19 protein-coding genes are annotated in these 23,960 nt (G+C 70.9%); 14 read left to right on the top strand and 5 right to left on the bottom strand.

Going from position 1 to position 23,960, the window contains the following annotated elements; translation table 11 throughout:
- Nucleotides 1–40 precede the first annotated feature (40 nt).
- Together ACGFSA_RS25640 and ACGFSA_RS25645 are read left to right on the top strand one after the other, a co-directional pair.
- A complete protein-coding gene (locus ACGFSA_RS25640; RefSeq protein ID WP_393307969.1) occupies nucleotides 41–1,132 on the top strand; it encodes a sugar phosphate nucleotidyltransferase in 1,092 nt (363 codons plus the stop codon).
- Between the two features lie 58 nt (nucleotides 1,133–1,190).
- Complete coding sequence (locus ACGFSA_RS25645) at nucleotides 1,191–2,189, top strand: DNA-3-methyladenine glycosylase family protein (protein WP_393307971.1); 999 nt, start codon at nucleotides 1,191–1,193, stop codon at nucleotides 2,187–2,189.
- Between the two features lie 353 nt (nucleotides 2,190–2,542).
- On the opposite strand, the gene ACGFSA_RS25650 is transcribed toward ACGFSA_RS25645, so the two are convergent.
- The 3 genes from ACGFSA_RS25650 to ACGFSA_RS25660 form a co-directional block, all read right to left on the bottom strand.
- Nucleotides 2,543–3,865, bottom strand: a complete 1,323-nt coding sequence (locus tag ACGFSA_RS25650) for a coenzyme F420-0:L-glutamate ligase (RefSeq protein WP_393307973.1) — start codon at nucleotides 3,863–3,865, stop codon at nucleotides 2,543–2,545.
- The gene (cofD, locus tag ACGFSA_RS25655; protein ID WP_393307975.1) at nucleotides 3,862–4,818 is read right to left on the bottom strand and encodes a 2-phospho-L-lactate transferase; all 957 of its coding nucleotides are present in this window, start codon (nucleotides 4,816–4,818) and stop codon (nucleotides 3,862–3,864) included. Before cofD ends, ACGFSA_RS25650 begins: the two co-directional genes overlap by 4 nt.
- Before the next feature lie 171 nt (nucleotides 4,819–4,989).
- Nucleotides 4,990–5,529, bottom strand: a complete 540-nt coding sequence (locus ACGFSA_RS25660) for a cysteine dioxygenase (RefSeq protein WP_393307977.1) — start codon at nucleotides 5,527–5,529, stop codon at nucleotides 4,990–4,992.
- A 737-nt stretch (nucleotides 5,530–6,266) separates the two neighbouring features.
- Here ACGFSA_RS25660 and ACGFSA_RS25665 point away from each other — a divergent pair.
- The 3 genes from ACGFSA_RS25665 (at nucleotide 6,267) to ACGFSA_RS25675 (ending at nucleotide 12,263) form a co-directional block, all read left to right on the top strand.
- The gene (locus tag ACGFSA_RS25665) at nucleotides 6,267–6,530 is read left to right on the top strand and encodes a WhiB family transcriptional regulator (protein ID WP_030927001.1); all 264 of its coding nucleotides are present in this window, start codon (nucleotides 6,267–6,269) and stop codon (nucleotides 6,528–6,530) included.
- Nucleotides 6,531–6,879: 349 nt separating this feature from the next.
- Nucleotides 6,880–10,734, top strand: a complete 3,855-nt coding sequence (locus ACGFSA_RS25670) for a glycosyltransferase (RefSeq protein WP_393307980.1) — start codon at nucleotides 6,880–6,882, stop codon at nucleotides 10,732–10,734.
- Complete coding sequence (locus ACGFSA_RS25675) at nucleotides 10,731–12,263, top strand: DUF5719 family protein (protein WP_393307982.1); 1,533 nt, start codon at nucleotides 10,731–10,733, stop codon at nucleotides 12,261–12,263. Before ACGFSA_RS25670 ends, ACGFSA_RS25675 begins: the two co-directional genes overlap by 4 nt.
- Before the next feature lie 80 nt (nucleotides 12,264–12,343).
- On the opposite strand, the gene ACGFSA_RS25680 is transcribed toward ACGFSA_RS25675, so the two are convergent.
- Nucleotides 12,344–12,775 carry a metallopeptidase family protein gene (locus ACGFSA_RS25680; protein ID WP_393308015.1) on the bottom strand — a complete coding sequence of 144 codons (432 nt, stop codon included), beginning with the start codon at nucleotides 12,773–12,775 and terminating at the stop codon, nucleotides 12,344–12,346.
- 322 nt (nucleotides 12,776–13,097) lie between these two features.
- Between ACGFSA_RS25680 and ACGFSA_RS25685 the strand changes: the two genes are divergently transcribed.
- The 8 genes from ACGFSA_RS25685 (at nucleotide 13,098) to ACGFSA_RS25720 (ending at nucleotide 21,419) form a co-directional block, all read left to right on the top strand.
- Nucleotides 13,098–13,475, top strand: coding sequence for a DUF3499 domain-containing protein (locus ACGFSA_RS25685; RefSeq protein ID WP_266984962.1), 378 nt, complete (start codon nucleotides 13,098–13,100; stop codon nucleotides 13,473–13,475).
- 94 nt (nucleotides 13,476–13,569) lie between these two features.
- Complete coding sequence (locus ACGFSA_RS25690) at nucleotides 13,570–14,934, top strand: phosphomannomutase/phosphoglucomutase (RefSeq protein WP_393307984.1); 1,365 nt, start codon at nucleotides 13,570–13,572, stop codon at nucleotides 14,932–14,934.
- 281 nt (nucleotides 14,935–15,215) lie between these two features.
- On the top strand, nucleotides 15,216–15,398 hold the full coding sequence (locus ACGFSA_RS25695) for a Trm112 family protein (RefSeq protein ID WP_393307986.1): 183 nt from the start codon (nucleotides 15,216–15,218) through the stop codon (nucleotides 15,396–15,398).
- Nucleotides 15,399–15,497: 99 nt separating this feature from the next.
- Nucleotides 15,498–16,634, top strand: coding sequence for an SIS domain-containing protein (locus tag ACGFSA_RS25700; protein WP_393307988.1), 1,137 nt, complete (start codon nucleotides 15,498–15,500; stop codon nucleotides 16,632–16,634).
- Between the two features lie 53 nt (nucleotides 16,635–16,687).
- Entirely contained in the window at nucleotides 16,688–17,854 is a 1,167-nt protein-coding gene (manA, locus tag ACGFSA_RS25705) for a mannose-6-phosphate isomerase, class I (RefSeq protein ID WP_393307990.1), read from the top strand.
- Between the two features lie 87 nt (nucleotides 17,855–17,941).
- Complete coding sequence (locus tag ACGFSA_RS25710) at nucleotides 17,942–18,919, top strand: cation diffusion facilitator family transporter (protein WP_393307992.1); 978 nt, start codon at nucleotides 17,942–17,944, stop codon at nucleotides 18,917–18,919.
- A gap of 248 nt (nucleotides 18,920–19,167) precedes the next feature.
- Nucleotides 19,168–20,625 carry an adenosylhomocysteinase gene (gene ahcY, locus ACGFSA_RS25715; RefSeq protein WP_393307994.1) on the top strand — a complete coding sequence of 486 codons (1,458 nt, stop codon included), beginning with the start codon at nucleotides 19,168–19,170 and terminating at the stop codon, nucleotides 20,623–20,625.
- A 182-nt stretch (nucleotides 20,626–20,807) separates the two neighbouring features.
- The gene (locus ACGFSA_RS25720) at nucleotides 20,808–21,419 is read left to right on the top strand and encodes a hypothetical protein (protein WP_393307996.1); all 612 of its coding nucleotides are present in this window, start codon (nucleotides 20,808–20,810) and stop codon (nucleotides 21,417–21,419) included.
- Here ACGFSA_RS25720 and ACGFSA_RS25725 read toward each other — a convergent pair.
- The gene (locus ACGFSA_RS25725; RefSeq protein WP_393307999.1) at nucleotides 21,416–22,399 is read right to left on the bottom strand and encodes an RDD family protein; all 984 of its coding nucleotides are present in this window, start codon (nucleotides 22,397–22,399) and stop codon (nucleotides 21,416–21,418) included. The two genes, ACGFSA_RS25720 and ACGFSA_RS25725, sit on opposite strands and share 4 nt — an antisense overlap.
- A gap of 119 nt (nucleotides 22,400–22,518) precedes the next feature.
- On the opposite strand from ACGFSA_RS25725, the gene ACGFSA_RS25730 reads away from it, so the two are divergent.
- On the top strand, nucleotides 22,519–23,526 hold the full coding sequence (locus tag ACGFSA_RS25730) for a stage II sporulation protein M (protein ID WP_393308001.1): 1,008 nt from the start codon (nucleotides 22,519–22,521) through the stop codon (nucleotides 23,524–23,526).
- The last annotated feature ends 434 nt before the right edge of the window (nucleotides 23,527–23,960 follow it).

Below are 23,960 nucleotides of genomic sequence, written 5' to 3' on the forward strand. Positions count from 1 at the left end.
CAAAACCAGGCCCGGCCCCAGCAGGAAGCAGAGACGTGCCGTGACAGAGGCAAAAGAAGCGATTCTCCTGGTCGGCGGCAAGGGCACCCGACTGCGCCCGCTCACGGTGCACACCCCCAAGCCCATGGTTCCGGCAGCCGGTGTCCCGTTCCTCATGCACCAACTGGCGCGGGCGCGGGCCGCCGGGGTCGAGCACATCGTGCTCGCGACCTCGTACCTGGCGGAGGTCTTCGAGCCGTACTTCGGCGACGGCTCGTCGCTCGGCCTGCACATCGAGTACGTCACCGAACGCGAACCGCTCGGCACCGGCGGAGCCATCCGCAACGTGGCGTCCCGCCTCACCTCGGGCCCGGACGAACCCGTGCTCATCTTCAACGGCGACATCCTCACCGGCCTCGACATCCGGGCGCTGGTCACCTCGCACGCCACCTCCGGCGCGGATGTCTCGCTCCACCTCACCCGGGTCGAGGACCCCCGCGCCTTCGGACTCGTACCGACGGACTCCACGGGCAGGGTGACCGCGTTCCTGGAGAAGCCGCAGACGCCCGCGGAGATCGTCACCGACCAGATCAACGCGGGGGCGTACATCTTCCGCCGCTCGTGCATCGACACGATCCCGGCCGGCCGGCCGGTCTCCGTGGAACGCGAGACCTTCCCCGGACTGCTCGCCTCCGGCGCGCACCTCCAGGGCATGGTCGACTCCACGTACTGGCTGGACCTCGGCACGCCGCAGGCATTCGTACGCGGCTCCGCCGACCTCGTTCTCGGCCGCGCCCCGTCCCCGGCCGTCCCCGGCCGGTGCGGCGACCGGCTCGTCCTGCCGACCGCATCCGTCGCCGCCGACGCCAAACTCACCGGCGGTACGGTCATCGGCGAGGACGCCCTGATCGGCGAGAGCGCCCGGATCGACGGCTCCGCGGTACTGGCCGGAGCGGTCGTCGAACCCGGCGCCGTGATCACGGACTCCCTGGTCGGAGCGGGTGCCCGGATCGGCAGCCGTACGGTCCTGGTGGGCGCCGTCATCGGCGACGGCGCCCACGTCGGCGCCGACAACGAACTGCGTGACGGCGTCCGTGTCTGGTGCGGTGCGGTCCTGCCCGACGCGTCGGTCCGTTTCTCGTCGGACGAATGACGGGCGCGCTGCGGCGCGTACCCTCGATAGGCACCCCCGACGACCGAGGACCTCACCCGTGGCAGGACGATTCGCTCCCCGCAGCGCCCCGCGCACGCCCGTCCCACGCCAGGTGCCGACCGGTCCGCAACCGGAGGCACTGACCCGGGACTGGACCCCGCCGGGCCCGCTCGACCTGCGCCTCGTCCTCGGCCCGCTGCGCCGCGGCCCCGCCGACCCCACGTTCCGCATCGACCGGGACGGCTCGGTCTGGCGGGCCACCCGCACCCCGGCAGGCCCCGGCACGCTCCACATCACCGACCGGGGCGGCCGGATCGAGGCCACGGCCTGGGGCCCCGGCGCGTCCTGGCTGCTGGACCAGCTCCCGACCCTGCTCGGCGCGGAGGACGACCCGGAAACATTCCGCCCCCGCCACCGCCTGGTCGCCGCGGCCAGGCACCGCCGCCCCGGACTGCGCCTGCTGCGCACCGGTCTGGTGCTGGAGTCGCTGATCCCGTCGATCCTGGAACAGAAGGTCACCACCGACGAGGCCTACCGCGCCTGGCGCCTCCTGGTCCGTACGTACGGCACTCCGGCCCCCGGTCCGGCAGCGGCACTGTTCGGCACGCACGGCCTGCACGTCATGCCGGACCCGCGCACCTGGTCGCTGATCCCATCCTGGGAATGGCACCGCGCAGGCGTCGACGCCAAGCGCTCGGCCACGATCCTGCGCGCGGTACGAGTCGCCCGCCGCCTGGAGGAAGCGGCGACGATGCCCCTCCCCGAGGCCACTGCCCGGCTGGAACTGATCCCCGGCATCGGCCCCTGGACCTCGGCGGAAACCCTCCAACGAGCCAACGGTGCCCCCGACGCGGTCACCGTGGGCGACCTCCACCTCCCCGGCATCATCGGGCACGCCCTGGCAGGCAACAGAAACGCCGACGACGCGGAAATGCTGACGCTCCTCACCCCCTACGAGGGCCAGCGCCACCGAGCCACACGCCTCATCCTGCTCTCGGGCCACACCCCGCCGCGCAGAGCTCCGCGCATGACAAGAGGCGACATCGCCCGCCTCTGAGAGCCTGTCGGGTGACCTTCGATCGGAAAGCGGACGCGGTCTGGTGCGTGCGATTCCAAGGCGCTGGAAGGTCCTCGGATGGGGTCTCCCCTGCTCGAACGAAGCTGAGAGCTTGGGGAAGGAGCTACTAGGGCATTTCGGCAACGCGGGAAGCGTGCGTGCCAGGGCGTGGCCGCCCGATCAGAGGTCACCCGACAGGCTCTGAGACGCCCTCAAACACCGACTCGGCCTCGCAGTCCACAGTCAGCCGTGTCGTATTCGAGTCCGTCCGGCGTTCGAGGACGAACGGGCCCAGGGGTCGCCCCCGGGCCCCCGGGAAGGGGCGGGCAGGGGAAATCCCACCCCGGCCCACCTCACCGCACCGCGACGAACCCCTGCGCACCCCGCTCCGCCCGGGCCACCGGCGCAACCGCCGGACGCCCGACCGCCACCGCACCCAACGGATCCCACTCCGCCGGCAGATCCAGCACCTCTCGCACCACATCGCGGCAGAACATCGTCGACGACACCCACGCCGATCCGAGCTGCTCACCGGCCAGCGCCACCAGGAAGTTCTGAACGCCCGCGCCCGCCGCGACCACGAACATCTCGCGCTCCGCAGCATCCCGTCGCGCGTCCCCGTACGTATGGGCGCCATCCATCACCAGGCATGGCACCGCCAGATACGGCGCCCGGCGCAGCACATCGCCCCGCCGCACCCGCTTGGCGATCGACTCCTCGCTCTTGCCGTCGCGGCGCAGATCCGCGATCCACGCATCGCGCATCGCGTCGAGCAGCCGGGTCCGCGACTCCTCGGACTCCAGGAGTACGAAGCGCCACGGTGTCGTGTGATGCGGCGCCGGCGCCGTCACCGCCGCGGCCACGGCACGCCGTACCGCCGCCGGGTCCACCGGCTCGTCCGTGAACTCCCGGACCGTACGCCGAAGCGTCACCGCTTCCCGCACCGCCTCGGACGTCCCGAGCCGGAACATGTCCTCGGCGGCGACCCGCACCATCGCCCGGGCCCCGGCCTCCGCGTCCGCCGGGTCCACCACATGCGAGAGCCCCCGCACGATCGCGACCGGCAGCCCCTCCGCCTTGCCCTTGACCAGATCACCGGCCGAGGCGAGCTCGTCCGCGGTGGCGACCACGGTGGCGTTCAGCGGATTGCCGTGCGCATCCGTCCCACCTCGCAGATCGTCCAGCACCCGGACCCCGGCCGCCCCGATGGCGACATCGGTCAGCCCGTTGCGCCACGGCCGCCCGAAGGTGTCCGTGATCAGGACCCCGACCTCGACGCCGAGGGTGTCCCGCAGCCCGTCCCGGATCGTCCGCGCGGAGGCGTCCGGGTCCTCGGGAAGCAGCAGCACCGTCCCGGCGGGGGTGTTCGAGGCGTCGACCCCGGCCGCGGCCATGACCAGTCCCTGCCGGTTCTCGACGATCCGCAGCGTGCCGCGGCGCGCCACCACCCGTACGGTCTCGGCGTCGATCGCCGCCTCCCGGTCGGTGGCTTCGGCGATCCGGCCCTCCGCCTTGGAGACGATCTTCGAGGTGACGAGCAGGACGTCACCGTCGGCCAGCCCCGGCTCGGTGGCGGCGATCAGCTTCGCGAGGTTGTCACCGGCCCGTACCTCGGGCATCCCGGGCAGCGCCCACACCCGGTACGAGGGCGTCTCACCCGCGGCCGCGCCGCTCACGCCCGTACCTCCTCGGCCAGCGCCAGTGCCTGCCGCGCCATCTCGGCGGTCGCGTTCACGTCCGTCATCATCAGCGGCACGGCACGGCAGCGGATGCCCGCGGACTCCACCTCGTCGACCGTGCCGGCGTCCACCGTGTCGACGAGCCAGCCGTCGAGCAGCCCGGAGCCGTAGTGCCGGGCGACGGCGGCCGCCGTGGACTCCACGTCGACCGCGGCGAGCACCTTGTCCGCCATGCCGCGTACCGGCGCGTCCCCGACGATGGGGGAGAGGCCGACGACCGGCACCCCGGCCTCGGCGATCGCCTCCCGGATGCCGGGCACGGCGAGGATGGTGCCGACCGAGACGACGGGGTTGGACGGCGGGAAGAGGATGACGTCGGCGTCGGCGATGGCCTCCAGGACACCGGGCGCCGGCTTCGCCTGCTCGGCACCGACGGGCACGATCGCCTGCGCCTGGACCGAGGCGTGCAGCTTCACCCAGTACTCCTGGAAGTGGATCGCCTTCCGCTCGCCGTCGATGTCGACGGCGACATGCGTCTCGATCCGGTCGTCGGACATCGGCAGCAGCCGGACCCCGGGCTTCCAGCGTGCGCAGAGCGCCTCGGTGACGGCGCTCAGCGGGTAGCCGGCGCCCAGCATCTGCGTACGGACGATGTGGGTCGCGAAGTCACGGTCGCCGAGCCCGAACCATTCGGGTCCCACGCCGTACGCCGCGAGTTCCTCCTTGACGTGGAAGCTCTCGTCGGTACGGCCCCAGCCCTGCTCCTCGTTGATGCCACCGCCGAGGGTGTACATCACGGTGTCGAGGTCGGGGCAGACCTTGAGTCCGAACAGATGGATGTCGTCTCCGGTATTGCCGATCACCGTGATGTCCGCGTCGGGCGCGGCCTGCTTGAGGCCACGCAGAAAACGAGCACCACCGATACCGCCGGCCAGAACCACAATGCGCATGCAGACCAGTCTGTCAGGCGCAGCCTGATCGTTGTGGGGGTGGTGGTGGGTGACGGGTGGGACTGTCAGGCGCAGCCTGATCGTTGTGGGGGTGGTGGTGGGCGACGGGTGGGACTGTCAGGCGCAGCCTGATCGTTGTGGGGGTGGTGGTGGGTGACGGGTGGGGGAAGGTCAGACGTGTACGGCGTCGGTGGTTGCCGAGGCGCACTGCGCCGCGTGCATGGGCATCTCGGTGAGCCCCGGGTAGTAGATGTGCAGGCTGGCGGCCGGTTCGAGGGAGTCGTTGACCACTTCGTGGACGTATCCGGGCGCGAACACGCGCTGCGCGCCGGGGTCCAGCGACCGCGTGCCGCGCTCCGTACGCTCGGTCAATTCGCCTTCCAGGACGGTCAGTACGCCGGACGACAGCCCGTGGTCGTGCAGCCCGCTGCCCTGACCGGGGACCCAGCTGAGCAGCCACACCTCGTAACCGAGTGGGGTCTCCCCTGCTCGGGCGGAGCCGAGAGCTCGGGGAACGGTGCGGAGCCGGTGGTACCAGCGGGTGGTCGCGTCGTACTGGACGAGCGGCGCCCACTGTGAGCGGTCGGCGGCGATGCTGCGGGCGAGCCCGACGAACTCGGCCACCGTGGAGGGGTGCTGGCGGGCAGGGCGGAGGAGGTGCTGGACCTCAAGGATGTCGCCGGCGATCTGGAGGTCGCTGTCGCTGTTCATGGGTGCGGTGGTTCCTCGGCAAGTGAGTGCAGGGCAAGCGTGCAGATGCAGAGATCCAGGGGTGTCGCGAGGACCGGGGACCGGGGAGGGGCCGGGCAGCCGCCGGGCGGGAAGCCCTTCGACGGGGTTGTGCCGGAGATGGCCGGGGTCCGGAGAGGAGCTGCGACTAGCTGGAGCGCGAAGGCCTCAACAGCTGAGACAGCTGGAACAGCAACAGCGAGCCTGGACAGCGGTGCGGAACCCACGGACGTGGGTCACGCGCATCACGGAGGTCGCTGGCATGACAGCAAGGGAACCGAGCAAAGCTCCCGTTGTCAACCTGATGCCCGATTTGGCGGTAATGTTTCACCTCATCCAGTTATTCCGGCCGGAGAAAGGTTTGTACGCCCGCCGCGCCGGAGATGTGGCGCAACAACGGCGCCCCCAAACGTCGTAGCGGCCTCGTGATCCGACTGTGATCTTGATCGCTTCGGTGATCGAATCGAAACATGGCCGCCCTGCCGGGAGTCTGACTCTGTGATGGACGGGGGCGTGATGAAGCCCATGGCATATGTCAGATTTTTTGGTGATTTGCACACTTTCCGCATAGGCTTGGTTCCGCAGAGTGAATACCGGGCCCAATAGCAGATCTCCGCTTGACTGGCTCGGATCCACACACTTGTAATTTCACTCGTGTCGTTCGGCCGAATCGATAACGGCTGCATCACGGGGACGCAAGAGACAGACGAGGGGCGCACATGACCGAGCTGTTCCAGCAACTGCTGGTCGAGGACGCGGACGAGGAACTCGGCTGGCAGGAGCGCGCACTGTGCGCCCAGACCGATCCAGAGTCCTTCTTCCCCGAGAAGGGCGGATCGACCCGCGAGGCCAAGAAGGTCTGCCTCGCCTGTGAAGTCCGGTCCGAGTGCCTCGAGTACGCCCTTTCCAATGACGAGCGGTTCGGTATCTGGGGCGGCCTTTCCGAACGGGAGCGGCGACGCCTGAAGAAGGCCGCTGTCTGACCGCGAGGCCCGCGAAGCAACAGACCGACGGATTCACGGGAACCCCCGGCCGCCCGAGCGCCACCGACCACGCTCCGGACCTCGGCCCCGATGGCCCGCCGCCTGCACCCTGCCCGCAGGCGGCGGGCCATCGCCGTGTCCGCACACCCCCGTACCGCTGTCGGCGCGGCCGCCCTGCCCGTCGCCCTCCGAGCGCCCCCGTTCAACCGCTCGGCGCCACCCCGGTCATCCGTACCGTTAGTGTGGGGCCCCGTCCGAGACGCGCCAACGCCCCGACGGAGCGCGCGTGTACACCGATGCAGCCCCCGGGGGGACGCCCCCCGGACCCGGCCGGAGGGCCCGTACCTCGATGTCCGTGCACAGCCAATCGACGGCGCCTTACGCGGCCGCCGCCGCCCCAGAGTTCCCCCGGCACGTCGTCACCGCCGTGCTCGTCTCCCACGACGGCGCACGCTGGCTGCCCACCGTGCTGGCCGGGCTGCTCGGGCAGGAACGTCCCGTACAGCAGGTCGTCGCCGCCGACACCGGCTCCGCCGACGACTCCGCGCGGCTGGTCACCGAGGCGCTCGGCGCCGAGCGCGTCCTGCATCTCGCACGCCGTACGAGCTTCGGTACGGCCGTCGACGAGGCCGTCCGCACGGCCGATGAACTCACCCCCGACGACCTGCCGTACCTGAAGCGCCCCAGTTCCTGGGACCCGGTCACCAGGAGCTGGCGCGACGACGCGTACGACCTGCCCGAACTGCCGCACGGCGAACCGGTGCAGTGGCTCTGGCTGCTCCACGACGACTGCGCACCCGAGCCCGACGCGCTCGCCGAGCTGCTGCGCGTCGTCGAGACCGACCGCCACGCAGCGATCGTCGGCCCCAAACTCCGCGGCTGGTACGACCGCAAGCAGCTCCTCGAAGTCGGCGTCTCCATCGCCAACAGCGGACGCCGCTGGACCGGACTCGACCGCCGCGAGCAGGACCAGGGCCAGCACGACCAGGTCCGTACCGTGCTCTCCGTCTCCTCCGCCGGCATGCTGATCCGCCGTGACATCTGGGAGGAACTCGGCGGGTTCGACGACAGGCTCCCGCTGATGCGTGACGACGTCGATCTCTGCTGGCGCGCGCATGCCGCCGGACACCGGGTCCTCGTCGCCCCCGACGCCGTCCTGCGGCATGCCGAGGCATCCGCCCGGGAACGCCGCCCCATCGACTGCGTCGGACGCTCCGTCGCCTCCCCGCACCGCGTCGACAAAGCCGGCGCCGTCTACACGATGCTCGTCAACGCCCGCGGCAAGCAGCTGCCCTGGGTGCTGCTCCGGCTCGTGCTCGGCACCCTGCTCCGCACCCTCGCCTACCTGGTCGGCAAGGTGCCCGGCCAGGCACTCGACGAGGTCGCCGGACTCTTCGGCACCCTGCTGCGCCCCGGCAGGATCTTCGCGGCCCGCCGCAGGCGCGGCAAGGGCGTCGTGGACACGGCCGAGCTGCGGGGGCTCTTCCCGCCGCCCGGTGCGACCGTCCGCGCCACCGTCGAGCAGGTCGCCGGAAACTTCGGCAGCGGATCCGACGCCGATTCCGGCGGCTCACGGCACGGCGCCGTCGAGTCCGGACCGGGCGGTGACGACGCCGACTTCCTGGAGATCGAGCAGTTCGCCCGGCTGAGGCGGATCGGCCGCAAGCCCGGCCCGGTCCTCTTCGCCGTCCTGCTCATCGTCTCCCTCGTCGCCTGCCGCGGCCTCCTCGGCGGCGGCGCACTGGCGGGCGGCGCGCTGCTGCCCGCACCCGTGGACGTCTCCGACCTGTGGGGGCGGTACGCGGACGGCTGGCACCCGGTCGGTACCGGCGGCACCCAGACCGCACCGCCCTACCTCGCCTTGATCTCCGCCCTGTCCGCGCTGTTCCTCGGCTCGACCGGCTTCGCGCTCACGCTGCTGCTCGTCTGCTCGGTCCCGCTCGCCGGACTCACCGCGTACTTCGTCTCCCGCCCGCTGCTCGAATCACGACTGCTGCGGGCCTGGGCGAGCATCGCGTACGCCTTCCTGCCCGCCGCGACCGGCGCCCTCGCGACCGGCCGCCTCGGCACCGCCGTACTGGCGATCCTGCTTCCGCTGATCACCCGCGCCGCCGTCTCCGCGTGCGGGATGCGCGGCCACGGGGACACCCGCGGCAGCTGGCGCGCCACCTGGGCGTACACCCTGCTCCTCACCCTCGCGATGGCCTTCACGCCCATCGTCTGGCCGCTCGCTGTCGTCCTCGGCATCGGCGTCCTCGTACTGCGCCGCCACGACATCGCCGCCTACGGGCTCCGCTTCCTCGCCACGATCGGCACCCCGCTGCTGGTCCTCGCCCCGTGGTCGTTGTCGCTGCTCAGCAGCCCCTCGTCGTTCCTGAACGAGGCGGGGCTGGACTTCGGGACGGGTACCGCCTCCGCACTCGACCTGCTCGGGATCAGTCCCGGCGGCCCCAAGGCCGCGGGCGGCGTGCTGCTGCTCGGCATCGTGCTCGCGGCGCTGGCCGCGCTGCTGCGCGGGGAGCGGCAGTTCGCGATCCGCGCCGCCTGGGCCGTCGCGCTCGTCGCCCTGGTCTTCGCCGGGCTCGCCAACGGCTCCGGCTGGGCCGGGCCCGCCACCCTTGTCTACGGCATTGCGCTGATCACCGCCGCGCTCGTCGGCGCGGACGGTGCCCGGGTCCGGGTCGCCGAGCTCAGCTTCGGCTGGCGCCAGCCCGTCGCCGCCCTGATCGCCCTTGCCGCGGTGCTGGCCCCCGCGCTGGCCGCCGCCGGCTGGATGATCGGTGGCGCCGCGGGCCCGCTGGAGCGCCGCGACCCGGTACAGGTCCCCGCGTTCGTCGCGGAGGAGAGCAGCACTCGCGACCAGCCCCGCACCCTGGTCCTCGGCGGCAGCTCGCCCGCCTCCGTCGTGTACACGCTGGTCCGCGGCTCCGGCGCGCGGCTCGGCGACGCGGAACTGGCTGAGTCGGGCGGCTCCAACCGCCGACTGGACAAGGTGGTCGCCAACCTGGTCGCGGGCTCGGGCGCCGACCAGGGCAGCCAGCTCAGCGGCTTCGCGATCCGTTACGTACTCGTACGGGACGGCGCGCCGCGCGAGATGAGCCGGGTGCTCGACGCGACCCCGGGTCTGAGCCGGCTGAGCCAGCTCGACGGCAGCGCGCTGTGGCGCGTGGACCGTCAGGTCGCCCGCATCATGATCGTCCCGTCCGGCGCCGGCGGCGAGCAGCTGCCCGTCGGCTCGGGGCCGGTCGAGTCGCACTCCAAGATTCCCGCGGGCGGCTCCGGCCGCGTCCTGCGGATCGCCGACGCCGCGGACCCCGGCTGGAAGGCCACGCTGAACGGCCGGGCCCTGACCGCCAAGACCGTGGACGGCTGGGCACAGGGCTTCGAGCTGCCCGCCGAGGGCGGCACGCTGGACCTCACGTACGAGACGCCGATCACCCACACCGCGTGGATCTGGATCCAGGCCGCGCTCGGCGTGGTCCTGCTGGTCCTGGCCCTGCCGGGCCGCCGACGGGAGATCGACGACGACCTGCCCGAGGCGGACCTGACGGTTCCGGCCGAGCCGGTCGCGGGCGAGGGGCGCCGGGCGCGCAGGCTGCGCGCCGCCGCTGAGGCGGACGCGGAGGCGGCATCCGAGGACGCCGAGCCGACGCCGGACGAGGCAGGGCAGAACATCCCCGCGCAGCAGTCGGCCGACCCGTACGGCGAGCGGTCCGAAGCGCAGGACCCGTATGGCGAGCAGTCCGCGGCACAGGATCCGTACGCCCAACCCGACGACGGCCACTACGCCCCCGTACCGCAGCAACAGCAGTACGGCGAGTGGGACACCCAGCAGTACCAGGGCGCCGACTACACGCAGTACCAGGGCGAGCAGCAGCAGCAGCAGCAGGCCGCCGCCGATCCTTACCAGCAAGGCACCGCCCCGGTGTACGACCCGTACGGCTACCAGCAGCAGTACGACCAGAACCAGGGCCAGTACGACCAGAACCAGGGCCAGTACGACCAGGAACAGGGCCAGTACGACCAGAGCCAGGGTCAGTACGACCAGGGCCAGTACAGCCAGTACGCCCCGCAGCCCCCGTACGACCCACAGGCCCCCTACACCGCACAGCCCCCGTACGACCCGCAGAACCCCGACGAGAACCCCGCCCCGGCCCGGAACCCGTGGCCGACCGGTAACGCATCGCGAGGCGAGTCCGAGTGAAGTCCACCAGCCTGTCCCTCATCGCGGGCACCGTAGCCCTCGCCGCCGTCACCGGGTTCGCCGCGCTCACCGCGCCGGGCGACGCGGCTGCAGGCCAGACGAAAGCCGCCGCCCGGCTGCCGGTGGAGCGGTCCAGTCTGCTCTGCCCGGCGCCCGGCCTCTCGGACCTCGCGGAGACGACGTACACGTCCTTCACCCCGGCGGCCGGCAGCGGCGGAGCGGCAGGTGCCGCCGAACTGATGCCGTCCGTCTCCACCACGGCTGGCGCGGGCGACGACACCACCGCCAAGACGAAGGGGAAGAAGGACAAGAGCAAGAAGGCGGACTCCGGCAAACCGGTCGTCTCCCTCAAGAAGCCGGGCATACCGGCCACCGCCGAGGCATCCGGCTCCGACGCCTCGGCCTTGGTCGGCACCGCCACCGGCGAGCTGGCGCCCGGCTGGACCACGCAGCAGACCACCACGGTCAGCGCGGGCGCCACCCGCGGCCTGCTCGGGGTCAGCTGTACCGGCCCCGACACGAACTTCTGGTTCCCGGCCGCCAGCACCGCGAAGTCCCGCGAGGACTACGTCCACCTCACCAACCCGGACGACACGGCCGCGGTGGCCGACATCGAGCTGTACGGGCCGGACGGCTCGCTCAAGTCCGATGTGGGGGAGGGCATCACGGTCCCGGCCAGGTCCAGCGTTCCGGTCCTGATCTCCACCCTGACCAGCGAGGCGGCCGACGACGTGACCGTTCACGTCACCACGCGTACCGGCCGGGTCGGCGCCGTCGTCAGGGCAGCGGACAACGAGACCGGCAGCGACTGGCTCGCCGCATCCGTCGACCCGACCGGCACCCTCGTCCTCCCCGGCATCCCGGCGGACGCCACGGACGTCCGGCTGGTGGCCTTCGCCCCCGGCGAGGACGACGCCGATCTGACGGTGAAGCTGCTGGGTAAGAACGGTGCGATCTCACCGGCCGGACACGAGGATCTTCACGTCAAGTCGAACATGACCGCAGGCGTCGACCTGAAGGACGTCACCAAGGGTGAAGCGGGCTCCCTGTTGCTGACCCCGGCGGAGAGCGGACGGGCCACTCCGGTGGTGGCGGCGCTGCGCGTGGTCCGCGGCACCGGCGACAAGCGGGAGGTCGCGTACATCCCGGCGACCGGGCCGGTGGGCGCACAGGCCACCGTGGCCGACAACCGGGCGAAGGGCTCGATCCTTTCCCTCACCGCTCCGGGCGCCACCGGGAAGGTCAAGGTCACGGCCTCAGCGGGCAGCGAGGGCGGCGAACAGGCCGTCCAGACGTACACGGTCAAGGCCGGTACGACACTCGCCGTCACCCCGCCGGTACCGGCCGGGCTCAAGGGCAGCTACGCTCTGACGATCGAGACGGAGTCGGGCGGTCCGGTCCATGCCGCGCGCACCCTGTCCCTTCCGGAGGGCGGCATCCCGATGTTCACGGTGCAGACGCTGCCGGACGACGGCGGAACGGTCGAGGTACCCGACGCCGAAGAGGACCTCTCGGTCCTGGACGACTGAGCGACGGGTTCGGGGCGGGCCGAGGCCGGCCTGCCCCGAACACCCAGGGTCTCTCGTTCGGATCATGCTGGGCTCGCGGCCTAGTCCTGCCCATAGCGCGGATCCACTGACTCCGGCGACAGCCCGAGCAACTCCGCGACCTGCTCGACCACGACCTCGTGCACCAGCAGCGCACGCTCGTCGCGGTTCTTGGTACGGATCTCGACGGGGCGCCGGTAGATGACGATCTGCGCGGGCCGGTCCTTCTCCGCGGACACTGCACGCCCGAGCGGTACGGTCTCCGCCTGCGGCCCCGGCACATCGAGGACCATGAAGTCGACATCGGCCAGCTGAGGCCAGCGCCGCTCCAGCCGCTCCACCGAGTCCTGTACGAGATCCCGGAAGTTCTCCGCCCTGGTGGCCGAGATCGGCACCTGGGGCGGGGCGACGGGTCCGCGCATGCCGCGGCCATGGCGGTCACGGCGGCGCGGTCGCGGCTCGGACGGGTGGGGCGGCGGTACAGGACTGTCCATCACCGACGCAGCGTAACGCTCTGCGGGGCAGCCGGATCGCCCGTCACCGGCAGCACTGCGGCATGTCCACACTTGAACATTCCGGCCAAGCTTGAGCCCGTTTCAGGCCCGGTCCGCGACCGCGGATCTCCTACGTATTGACAGCTTATGCACCGAGTGGTGACCGGAATCGTTGCCGTTGCGACCTGCGCTTCCCTCTTCCCGCGCAGGTCAGGCCAGTTGCCCGAAAGGCGGTTGTGCCGGAGGTCACAGTGCGACACGGTGGGGTGACCTGAGGGAGAGTCGTCGCAGCCCGCTCAAGAGTGCGGTACCGTCCAACATCGTGAGCCCTGTACGTCGCTGTTCGCGCACCGCGTGCGGCCGCCCTGCCGTCGCGACACTGACGTACGTCTATGCCGACTCGACTGCGGTCCTCGGCCCGCTCGCCACCTACGCCGAGCCCCACTGCTACGACCTCTGTGCCGAGCACAGTGAGCGACTGACCGCGCCACGCGGCTGGGAAGTCGTCCGGCTCACCGATCCTTCTGCGCCCACGCGCCCCAGCGGTGACGACCTTGAAGCACTCGCCAACGCCGTGCGGGAAGCGGCGCGTCCGCACGACCGCGCGGCGGAGGCCAGAGGCGGCGGCCCGCACGCCGCGGACCCGATGGAGGTCGCGCGCCGCGGTCACCTGCGGGTCCTGCGCTCGCCCGACTCCTGAAGCGGTCGCTCACCGAACGACCGCATCCCCCCGCGGGCGCGCGGACCGGCCGGGTAGTTTGGGCGGTCCGCAGGAAACTCAGGAGGACCGGCCCGTGACTGCTGATCTGTCGCAGATCGTGAAGGCGTACGACGTGCGCGGAGTCGTGCCCGACCAGTGGGACGAATCGCTGGCCGAGCAGTTCGGGGCGGCGTTCGTCGAGGTGACGGACGCGCAGGCAGTCGTGATCGGCCACGACATGCGCCCGTCGTCTCCCGGCCTCTCGGCGGCGTTCGCGCGCGGCGCGGCGGCACGCGGTGTGGACGTCACCCTGATCGGCCTCTGCTCCACCGACCAGCTGTACTTCGCCTCCGGCAGCCTCGGCCTGCCCGGCGCGATGTTCACCGCCTCGCACAACCCGGCGCAGTACAACGGCATCAAGCTGTGCCGGGCAGGCGCCGCACCGGTCGGGCAGGACAGCGGGCTCACCGAGATCCGCGCCCTGATCGAGAAGTGGGCCGAACAGGGCGTACCGCAGCCGGTCGTCACGCCCGGCACCGTCACGGACCGCGACACCCTCACCGACTACGCGGCCCACCTGCGGTCCCTGGTCGACCTGACGGCCATCCGCCCGCTGAAGGTCGTGGTCGACGCGGGCAACGGCATGGGCGGCCACACCGTCCCCACCGTCTTCGAGGGACTTCCGCTCGACGTCGTCCCCCTGTACTTCGAACTGGACGGCACGTTCCCCAACCACGAGGCCAACCCCCTCGACCCGAAGAACCTCGTCGACCTCCAGGCCCGGGTGCTGGCCGAGGGCGCCGACCTGGGCCTCGCCTTCGACGGCGACGCGGACCGCTGCTTCGTCGTCGACGAACGCGGCGCGGGTGTCTCCCCGTCCGCGATCACCGCCCTGGTCGCGGCGCGCGAACTCACCCGCAACGGCGGCAAGGGCACAGTCATCCACAACCTGATCACGTCCTGGTCGGTCCCCGAGGTGGTCCGCGAACACGGCGGCACCCCCGTCCGCACCCGCGTCGGCCACTCCTTCATCAAGGCGGAGATGGCCGAACACGGCGCGATCTTCGGTGGCGAACATTCCGCGCACTATTACTTCCGCGACTTCTGGAACGCCGATACGGGCATGCTCGCCGCCCTCCACGTCCTCGCCGCCCTCGGCGGCGAGCCGGGCCCGCTCTCCGAACTGGTCGCCCAGTACGACCGCTACACCGGGTCCGGAGAGATCAACTCCACGGTCGATGACCAGCCGGCCCGCACGGCAGTGGTACACGCATTCTTCGAGGCGCGCGAGGGCATCACGCTCGACGAACTGGACGGCCTGACGGTCACGGCACCGGACTGGTGGTTCAACCTCCGGGCCTCCAACACGGAACCCTTGCTGCGCCTGAACGTCGAGGCCCGCGACGAGGGGACGATGAAGGCGGTACGCGACGAGGTCCTGGCCCTGGTCCGGGCGTAGGTCCACTCCCGGCCCTCCTGGGCGAGCGTCCGGCCCGTCCGGCGTTCGGGAACCGGACGAGGGCCGGGACGGAGCACCGGTTTCCGGGAAGGGGCGAGCCCGCCGCAGGCGCACCACCCGCCGGCCCCGACCCGCACCGCAACCCCATGCACACCACATCGCCCCACCCGCCCCACCGGCTCCGGGCCGGGCCGCGTCCCCGCCACCCCGGCGGTAGGCTGACGACGCCTGATCCGCGTGAACCGGACACACACGTTCGAATGCCCGAAGGGACCCACCCCATGCCGCTCGAAGCCGGCCTCCTGGAGATCCTCGCCTGCCCGGCCTGCCACGCCCCGCTGGACGACCGCTCGGCAGCCGACAGCCCCGAGCTGGTCTGCACCGGCACGGACTGCGGCCTGGCCTACCCGGTACGGGACGGCATCCCCGTCCTCCTCGTCGACGAGGCCCGCCGCCCCGCGTAACAGCGAGTCACGGGACCGCCGTCACCCACCACACCGGCGACCCCGCCCCGTACACCGCAGACCTCACGCTGAGCAGCACGTGATCGGAGGCCCGTCCCCATGCTCGACGAGTCGTTGCTCGACGCCCCGGAAGCACTGGCCCGAGCCGACCGCCGCGGTCTGCTCCGTGGCGCCGCCGAGGCCGGGGCACGCGTCCGTACCGCCGCCCGGCACGCCGCGGAGGCCGGGATCACCGAACTGACCCCGGAGGGCCGCCCCCGCGCGGTCCTGGTCGCCGGGTCCGGCACGGCCGCATTCGGCGTCTCCGACCTGATCGCCGCACTGGCGGGCGCCTCGGCCCCCGTCACCCGGATCCCCCCTTCCGGCGTCGCACCGGCCGCGGGCGCGATGCGCTGGACGCTCCCCGGCTGGGCCGGCTCCGTCGACCTGCTGCTGATCGCCACGGCCGACGGCACCGAACCGGGCCTCGCCCTCCTCGCCGAACAGGCGTACCGGCGCGGCTGCACGGTCGTTGCCGTCGCCCCCCATCGGTCCCCGCTGCGCGAGGCGGTCGACGGAGTGCACGGCCTCGTCGTACCGATGGCGTCCGCCCCGCACGGCGAGTACGACGCCGAGACCTCGGCCGCGGGCCCCGGCACGCTCTGGGCCCTGTTCACGCCGCTGCTCGCCCTGCTCGACCGGGTCGGCCTGGTCACCGCAACCCCCGAGGCACTGCAGAGCGTCGCCGACCGCCTCGACCGCACCGCTGAACGCTGCGGGCCGACCATTGCCACGTACAGCAACCCGGCCAAGACCCTCGCTGCCGAACTCGCCGACAGCCTGCCCCTCATCTGGACGGAGGGCGACGCCGCAGGACCGGTCGGGCGACGCTTCGCCGCCGTCCTCGCCGAACTGTCCGGCCGCCCGGCCATCGCCGCCGAACTCCCCGAGGCACTCCCCGCCCACGGGGCACTGCTGGCGGGGACCTTCGCCGCCGGAGCCGACCCCGACGACTTCTTCCGCGACCGGGTCGATGAGACGGAGCCCCTGCATGCCCGGGTCGTCCTGCTCCGGGACCGGCCCACCAGCGGCTTGAGTGCCGCCCCGGCCGCCCGCGAACTCGCCCTCGGCCACGACACGGCGATCAGCGAACTCGAACCGGAAGAGGGCACCGAACTCGAAGCCCTCGCCGAACTCCTCGCAGTCACCGACTTCGCCGCCGTCTACCTGTCCCTGGCGTCGGCAGCTCATCCCTGACCCGCTCCACCGCATCGCACGATCCCCGCATCTCACGAGGACGAAAAATCTCCATGGACCGGCTCTCCAACACCGTGCGCCCTTACGCCTGGGGCTCCACCACCGCCATCCCCGAACTGCTCGGCGTCGCCCCCACCGGCGAACCCCAGGCCGAGATGTGGATGGGCGCCCACCCCGGAGCCCCGTCCCGCCTCACCCGTACAGCAGGCACCGAGCAGCCCCTCACCGACATCATCGCCGCCGACCCCGAGCACGAACTGGGCCCGGCCACCGTCGAGAAGTTCGGCCCCCGCCTCCCCTTCCTCCTCAAGCTGCTCGCCGCGGGCGCCCCCCTCTCCCTCCAGGTCCACCCCGACCTCGCGCAGGCCAAGAAGGGGTACGAGGACGAGGAGCGTCGGTCCGTTCCGATCGACGCACCCCACCGCACGTACAAGGACGCCAACCACAAGCCCGAACTGATCTGCGCGCTCACTCCCTTCGAAGGCCTCTGCGGCTTCCGCCGGCCCACCGAGGCCGCCGAGGTGATGGCGGCGCTCGGCGTCGACTCCCTCAAGCCGTACGTCGACCTGCTCGGAGCCCACCCCGAAGAGGCGGCGCTCCGCGAAGTGCTCACGGCGATCCTCACCGCCGACCCCGCGGAGATGGCGGACACGGTCACCGCGGCGGCCGCCGCCGCCGAACGCCTCGGCGGCGCCCACGCCCCGTACGCCCGCATCGCACACCACTTCCCCGGCGACCCGGGTGTCATCGCTGCGATGCTGCTGAACCACGTGCAACTCCAGCCCGGCGAAGCCCTGTTCCTCGGCGCCGGTGTTCCGCACGCCTACCTCGGCGGCCTCGGTGTAGAGATCATGGCCAACTCGGACAACGTGCTGCGCTGCGGACTGACGCCCAAGCACATCGACGTCCCCGAGCTCCTCGGAGTCGTCCGCTTCGAGGCGACCGACCCCGGCATCCTGCGTCCCGAGGCGTCCCCCTCCGGCGAGGAGCTGTACGAGACCCCGGTCGACGAATTCCGGCTGTCGCGCTACGACCTCTCACCCGGCGCCGCCCCCGTGGACCTGACCAGGTCCGCCCCGCAGATCCTGCTCTGCACCGCCGGTGCGCCCCGCGTCGGCACGCTCGACCTCGCCCCCGGCGGCTCGGTCTTCTTGCCGTCGGACGAATCGGTCGAAGCGTCCGGTACCGGCACACTGTTCCGCGCCACAGTGGTGGCCTGACGTACCGTCCGAATCAGCGGCTGCAACAATGTCCGGCCGTACCGCGGCGCCAGGGCCGCAGCATTGACGAAGGGACACCAGGCACCCATGAGTGCGTCAGGCGGAACCAAGGCGATCGTGGCGGCACTCAGCGCCAATCTCGCGATCGCAGTGGCCAAATTCGTGGCGTTCCTGTTCAGTGGCTCGTCGTCGATGCTCGCGGAGAGCGTCCACTCGCTCGCCGACTCGGGCAACCAGGGGCTTCTGCTGCTCGGCGGCAAGAAGGCTCAGCGCGAAGCCACCCCCCAGCACCCCTTCGGCTACGGCCGGGAGCGCTACATCTACGCCTTCCTCGTCTCCATCGTCCTGTTCTCGGTCGGTGGCATGTTCGCGGTGTACGAGGGTTACGAGAAGGTCCGGCACCCGCACGCGATCGAGGCCTGGTACTGGCCGGTCGGCGTACTGGTCTTCGCGATCATCGCCGAGGGCTTCTCCTTCCGGACGGCCATCAAGGAGTCCAACGAGACCCGCGGATCGCTCTCCTGGAAGGAGTTCATCCGCCGCGCGAAGGCCCCCGAGCTCCCCGTCGTCCTCCTGGAGGACTTCGGCGCGCTGATCGGTCTGGTGCTTGCCCTCGCAGGTGTCGGTCTGGCCGTCGGGACCGGCAACGGCGTCTGGGACGGAATCGGCACCCTCTGCATCGGCACCCTGCTGATCATCATCGCGATCGTCCTCGCCGCCGAGACGAAGTCGCTGCTGCTCGGTGAGGCCGCCGGCACCGACCAGGTCGACAAGATCAAGGCTGCGGTCGTCGACGGCGAAACCGTCACCCGCATCATCCACATGCGTACGCTCCACCTCGGCCCGGAGGAACTGCTGGTCGCCGCGAAGATCGCCGTGCAGCACGACGACACCGCCACCGAGGTCGCCAACGCCATCAACGCCGCCGAGGCCCGCATCCGCGAAGCCGTCCCGATCGCCCGGGTCATCTACCTGGAACCGGACATCTTCAACGAGGCGGCCGCCGCCTCGGGCACCAATCCGGCCACGGTCCCCGGCACCGACCCGGCCGATTCAGGCCACTGACCTTCCCGATCCCTCTTCCGACCGCTCCCGGCCCCGAGTGGGCTGGGAGTGACAGGGCCGATCGGTGTAGATTCGACGGCAGTGTCAGACGTCGCTGCTGATGGCGGTCGGCCGCTCCGCTCCTGCGGACCGGGCGAGGGAGAGAGGGCCTCCGACGGTCTGCGCTGCGAGCGCCCGGGCATTCGTGTGCCCGCCGCCGCAGAGCCGGCCCTACCCACCCTCGACCCCATTACGAGGAGCAGCCCGTTATGACGACGGTCGCCAATCGACAGGACTTCAAGGTCGCCGACCTCTCCCTCGCGGAGTTCGGCCGCAAGGAGATCACGCTCGCCGAGCACGAGATGCCCGGCCTGATGTCGATCCGCAAGGAGTACGCCGCCGCGCAGCCGCTCGCCGGCGCCCGCATCACCGGCTCGCTGCACATGACCGTGCAGACCGCCGTGCTGATCGAGACCCTGGTCGCCCTCGGCGCCCAGGTCCGCTGGGCCTCCTGCAACATCTTCTCCACCCAGGACCACGCCGCCGCAGCCATCGCCGTCGGCCCGAACGGCACCCCGGACGCCCCCGCCGGCGTCCCGGTCTTCGCCTGGAAGGGCGAGACGCTGGAAGAGTACTGGTGGTGCACGGAGCAGGCCCTGACCTGGCCGAACACCCCCACCGGCGGCCCGAACATGATCCTCGACGACGGCGGCGACGCCACCCTCCTCGTCCACAAGGGCGTCGAGTTCGAGAAGGCCGGATCGGCCCCGGACCCGTCGACCGCAGACAGCGAGGAGTACGGCCACATCCTCACCCTGCTGAACCGCACCCTCGGCGAGGCCCCGCAGAAGTGGACCCAGCTGGCGTCCGAAATCCGCGGCGTCACCGAGGAAACCACGACCGGTGTGCACCGGCTGTACGAGATGCACCGCGACGGCACCCTCCTCTTCCCGGCGATCAACGTCAACGACGCCGTCACCAAGTCCAAGTTCGACAACAAGTACGGCTGCCGCCACTCCCTGATCGACGGCATCAACCGCGCCACGGACGTCCTGATCGGCGGCAAGACCGCCGTTGTCTGCGGCTACGGCGACGTGGGCAAGGGCTGCGCGGAGTCCCTCCGCGGCCAGGGCGCCCGCGTGATCATCACCGAGATCGACCCGATCTGCGCGCTCCAGGCAGCAATGGACGGCTACCAGGTCGCCACCCTCGACGACGTCGTCGCCCAGGCCGACATCTTCGTCACCACGACGGGCAACAAGGACATCATCATGGCCGCCGACATGGCCAAGATGAAGCACCAGGCGATCGTCGGGAACATCGGCCACTTCGACAACGAGATCGACATGGCCGGTCTCGCCAGGATCGACGGCATCGTCAAGGACGAGGTCAAGCCGCAGGTCCACACGTGGACGTTCCCCGACGGCAAGGTCATCATCGTGCTGTCCGAGGGCCGCCTGCTGAACCTGGGCAACGCCACGGGCCACCCCTCGTTCGTCATGTCCAACTCGTTCGCGGACCAGACCCTGGCCCAGATCGAGCTGTTCACCAAGCCCGAGGAGTACCCGACCGACGTCTACGTGCTGCCCAAGCACCTCGACGAGAAGGTCGCCCGCCTCCACCTCGCCGCGCTCGGCGTGAAGCTCACGACGCTCCGCCCCGAGCAGGCCGCCTACATCGGCGTCGAGGTCGAAGGCCCGTACAAGCCCGACCACTACCGCTACTGATCCGGCGCTGATCCCGTCTGTCAGCGGCACAGATCAGACCGGCCGGTGACCGGTCCAGAACTGCCCTGACGGACGGGCCGGCCCCACCCTCAGCAGCAGATACGAGCGCAGGCCCCCGCACCCCCGTGTCGGGGGCCTGCGTCGTACCGCACCCGCACAGCCCGAGGAACCCGAAGGACCCCATGCCCCGCGGCCGTTATTCGCTCCACGATCCCCACGACCACACCCCCCTCGGCCAAGAACATTTCCAATGCGCCCCAGGCCCCTCCGGCTGGCGCTACGTCTCCCGGACCACCGCCCCCTCCGGCGATCACCTGGGCTCCGTCGACCTCACCCTCGACGAACTCGGCCGCCCCGTTCGCCTCGAACTCCACGCCGCGAGCTGGCAGATCCGAGGAGCCGCCCTCGAAGGCGTCACCTGGGTCCGCACCGATCCGACCGGTACCCAGGCCACCGAAGGCAATGTCCGCGCCCACGCCTTCACCGGCACCTCCCCCGCATTCCTCGTCGCGACCTCACGACTGCTGCGCCTCACCCCCGGTTCCCCCGCGACCCGCGTCCGCCTCGTCGCCTTCACGGACCCGGTCCTCGCCCCCCGTACCGTCGACCAGTCCTGGGCCCTGGTGAACAGTGAAGCGCATGCCACTGACAGTGGCCCCCTGATGGTGGACGAATACCAGGTCAGTGCCCTGGACACGGGTGAACAGCACACCGTCCACATCGCCGGCGACGTGGTCCTCTCGGCCCCCGGCATCGAGCTCGAAGAGCTGGAATCCCCGCCCTCCCCTCGCTAAGCAGGCGGCGCAAACCCAGTGCCCGGAGTCCGTACCGGAGACTCGTCCGCCCCGGAAACCCCAGAAATCCCAGAAGCCCCAGGGTTAACGGGTTGCACAGGGGCCGGCCACTCCACGGACCCCGACCCAGCCGTTACACCCCCCGCGCCGTCCACGCCGCTCTGTCCGACCACGGGCAGACCCGTCTGCCCGTCCACAGGCGGACCCGCGACCTCCGGGGAAACCCTCTGCGCAGCGGCGAACACCCGCCGCGCATCCCGTGCCTGCCGCTCGTTCACCACGCCGGCCAGATACGCCGCAGCCGGTACCCCTTCCGGAACAGGAACCCCCGTACGCGCGGCCAGCTCCCCACCCAGCCGCGTGGCCATCGACCACCCCACCTCCGCATCGAGCTGGTTCATCCGCGTCAGGTACTGCCGTATCGCCAGCCACAGCTCGTCCGGCACCGCCGACAGATCAAGCCCGGCGAACCGCCCGACCACCCACGGCGGCGGAGGCGGCACGGCGACACCCCGCCCGGCCGGTACCCGTTCCCGCACGACGAGCGTCCCCGCGAAGACATCTCCGAGCCGCCGCCCCCGCGCCGACACCAGTGACGCGATGGATGCGACGACCCCGAGCGTCATCAGGATCTCGATGACCCCCATCGCCCCGCGCACCAGCGCGTGCCGGAACCGGATCGGCCCGCCGTCGTCCCGCACCACCCGGAGCCCGCACGCCAGCTTCCCCAGCGAACGGCCGTGGCTGAGCGTCTCCACCGCGATCGGCCCGCCCACCAGCACGAGCAGAAACGTGGCGACGGCAATGGCCGCGCTCGCCGCCTCGTCCAGCGTCACCGTCGCGACGGCCAGCCCGATCGACACCAGGATGAAAACCGTCCACACCACGAAAAGATCAATCGCCAGAGCCAGCGCCCGACTCGGCAGCTTCGCCGGCCTCAGCCCCAGCACGACCGCGTCCCCGGTCACAAGCTCACTCATTGCCGCCCACCCTTCGCCGACCTTCCGTGCCCCTCGGGAGCTCAGTCTGTCAAGCTGACCCGCAGCGCGCCGCAGTAGTACGGACCCGTACGCACCCATGCCTGGAGCAGCAGCCGACCATGGATCTCGACGTCTTCGTGACAGCCCACCGCACCGAGTGGGACCGCCTGGACCACCTCCTGCACCGCGGGCGCCGTCTCACCGGCACCGAAGCCGACGAACTCGTCGCCCTCTATCAACGGACGGCCACCCATCTCTCACTGATCCAGTCCAGCGCCCCGGACCCGATGCTCACCGCGCGCCTCACCCAGCTCGTGGCCCGCGCCCGGTCCACGGTGACGGGTACCCGCCGGGCCACCTGGCGCGACGCCACCCGCTTCCTGACCGCCGGCTTTCCCGCAGCGGTCTACCGCTCCAGGCACTGGTGGATACCCACGGCCGTCCTCTCGACGCTCCTGGCCGCACTCATGGGCTGGTGGATCGGCACCCACCCGGAGGTCCAGGCAGCGATCGCCGCCCCTGAAGACCTCCGCCGCATGACCAGCCCCGGAGGGGAGTACGAGACGTACTACTCCAGCCACCCGGCCGCTTCGTTCGCCGCCCAGGTCTGGACGAACAATGCTCAGGCGGCCGCGATGTGTCTGGTCCTGGGGGCGTTCCTCTGCCTGCCGGTGATCTGGATCCTCTTCGTGAACGTACTCAACCTCGCAGTCGGCATCGGACTGATGTCGTCGGCCGGCCGACTCGACACCTTCCTCGGCCTGATCCTCCCGCACGGACTGCTCGAACTCACCGCGGTATTCGTCGCAGCCGGTACAGGCCTTCGCCTCGGCTGGACGGTCATCGACCCCGGCCCGCAGACCCGCCGCTCCGCCCTCGCGCAGCAAGGCCGAGCCGCCATCGGCATGGCCATCGGTCTGGCCCTGGTCCTGTTCGTCTCGGGCGTGATCGAAGGTTTCGTCACCCCCTCGGGTCTCCCCACCTGGGCCCGTATCGCCATCGGTATCGCGGCCGAGCTGGCGTTTCTCGCGTACGTCTACATACTCGGCGGCCGCGCGGCCCGAGCCGGCGAGGCAGGAGACCTCGACGCCACCGAGCGAAGCGCCGAGCTCCCGACCGCTGCCTGATGGTGCGTATGACCCCGCTGACCTGCTAGTCTTCTCCTCGCCCCAAAAAACCATTGACATGGTGGACAGGGGGAGGTAGATTCAAACGGTTGAGTCGGACTGGACAGGTTCGATCCCAACGGCTAGTATCTATCTCGCTCTCAACGGAACCAAGTTTCCGCAGAGCCGTTGATTCCTTTATCTATCTCGAGCAATGAAGCCGATCCGATCGGTCGAAATGCTTCTGATAAAGTCGGATCCGCCGAAAGGCAAAGGCCACTCCAAGGGCCACCGGAATCAAATTCGGACCGGAAACGGAAACGAAAAAGAGTTTGGTAAGGTTGGAGCCGCCGGAAAGGGAACGCGAAAGCGTAGAACTGGAAAGCGCAGTAACAAATCTTCTGCTTCGCAGAGGGCCCGCTTCGACCGGGAATCGGACACGAAAGAGTCTGATA

The organism is Streptomyces sp. NPDC048496 (assembly GCF_043200055.1).
GTDB lineage: Bacteria > Actinomycetota > Actinomycetes > Streptomycetales > Streptomycetaceae > Streptomyces.

Bases quoted from the DNA above. Each gene is read 5' to 3' on its own strand.
- manA (WP_393307990.1), top strand. From the start codon at position 16,688: ATGGACCGGCTCTCCAACACCGTGCGCCCTTACGCCTGGGGCTCCACC.
- ACGFSA_RS25695 (WP_393307986.1), top strand. From the start codon at position 15,216: ATGCCGCTCGAAGCCGGCCTCCTGGAGATCCTCGCCTGCCCGGCCTGC.
- ACGFSA_RS25670 (WP_393307980.1), top strand. From the start codon at position 6,880: ATGTCCGTGCACAGCCAATCGACGGCGCCTTACGCGGCCGCCGCCGCC.
- ACGFSA_RS25725 (WP_393307999.1), bottom strand. From the start codon at position 22,399: ATGAGTGAGCTTGTGACCGGGGACGCGGTCGTGCTGGGGCTGAGGCCG.
- ACGFSA_RS25730 (WP_393308001.1), top strand. From the start codon at position 22,519: ATGGATCTCGACGTCTTCGTGACAGCCCACCGCACCGAGTGGGACCGC.
- ACGFSA_RS25700 (WP_393307988.1), top strand. From the start codon at position 15,498: ATGCTCGACGAGTCGTTGCTCGACGCCCCGGAAGCACTGGCCCGAGCC.
- ACGFSA_RS25660 (WP_393307977.1), bottom strand. From the start codon at position 5,529: ATGAACAGCGACAGCGACCTCCAGATCGCCGGCGACATCCTTGAGGTC.
- ACGFSA_RS25665 (WP_030927001.1), top strand. From the start codon at position 6,267: ATGACCGAGCTGTTCCAGCAACTGCTGGTCGAGGACGCGGACGAGGAA.
- ACGFSA_RS25710 (WP_393307992.1), top strand. From the start codon at position 17,942: ATGAGTGCGTCAGGCGGAACCAAGGCGATCGTGGCGGCACTCAGCGCC.
- cofD (WP_393307975.1), bottom strand. From the start codon at position 4,818: ATGCGCATTGTGGTTCTGGCCGGCGGTATCGGTGGTGCTCGTTTTCTG.
- ACGFSA_RS25680 (WP_393308015.1), bottom strand. From the start codon at position 12,775: ATGGACAGTCCTGTACCGCCGCCCCACCCGTCCGAGCCGCGACCGCGC.
- ahcY (WP_393307994.1), top strand. From the start codon at position 19,168: ATGACGACGGTCGCCAATCGACAGGACTTCAAGGTCGCCGACCTCTCC.
- ACGFSA_RS25720 (WP_393307996.1), top strand. From the start codon at position 20,808: ATGCCCCGCGGCCGTTATTCGCTCCACGATCCCCACGACCACACCCCC.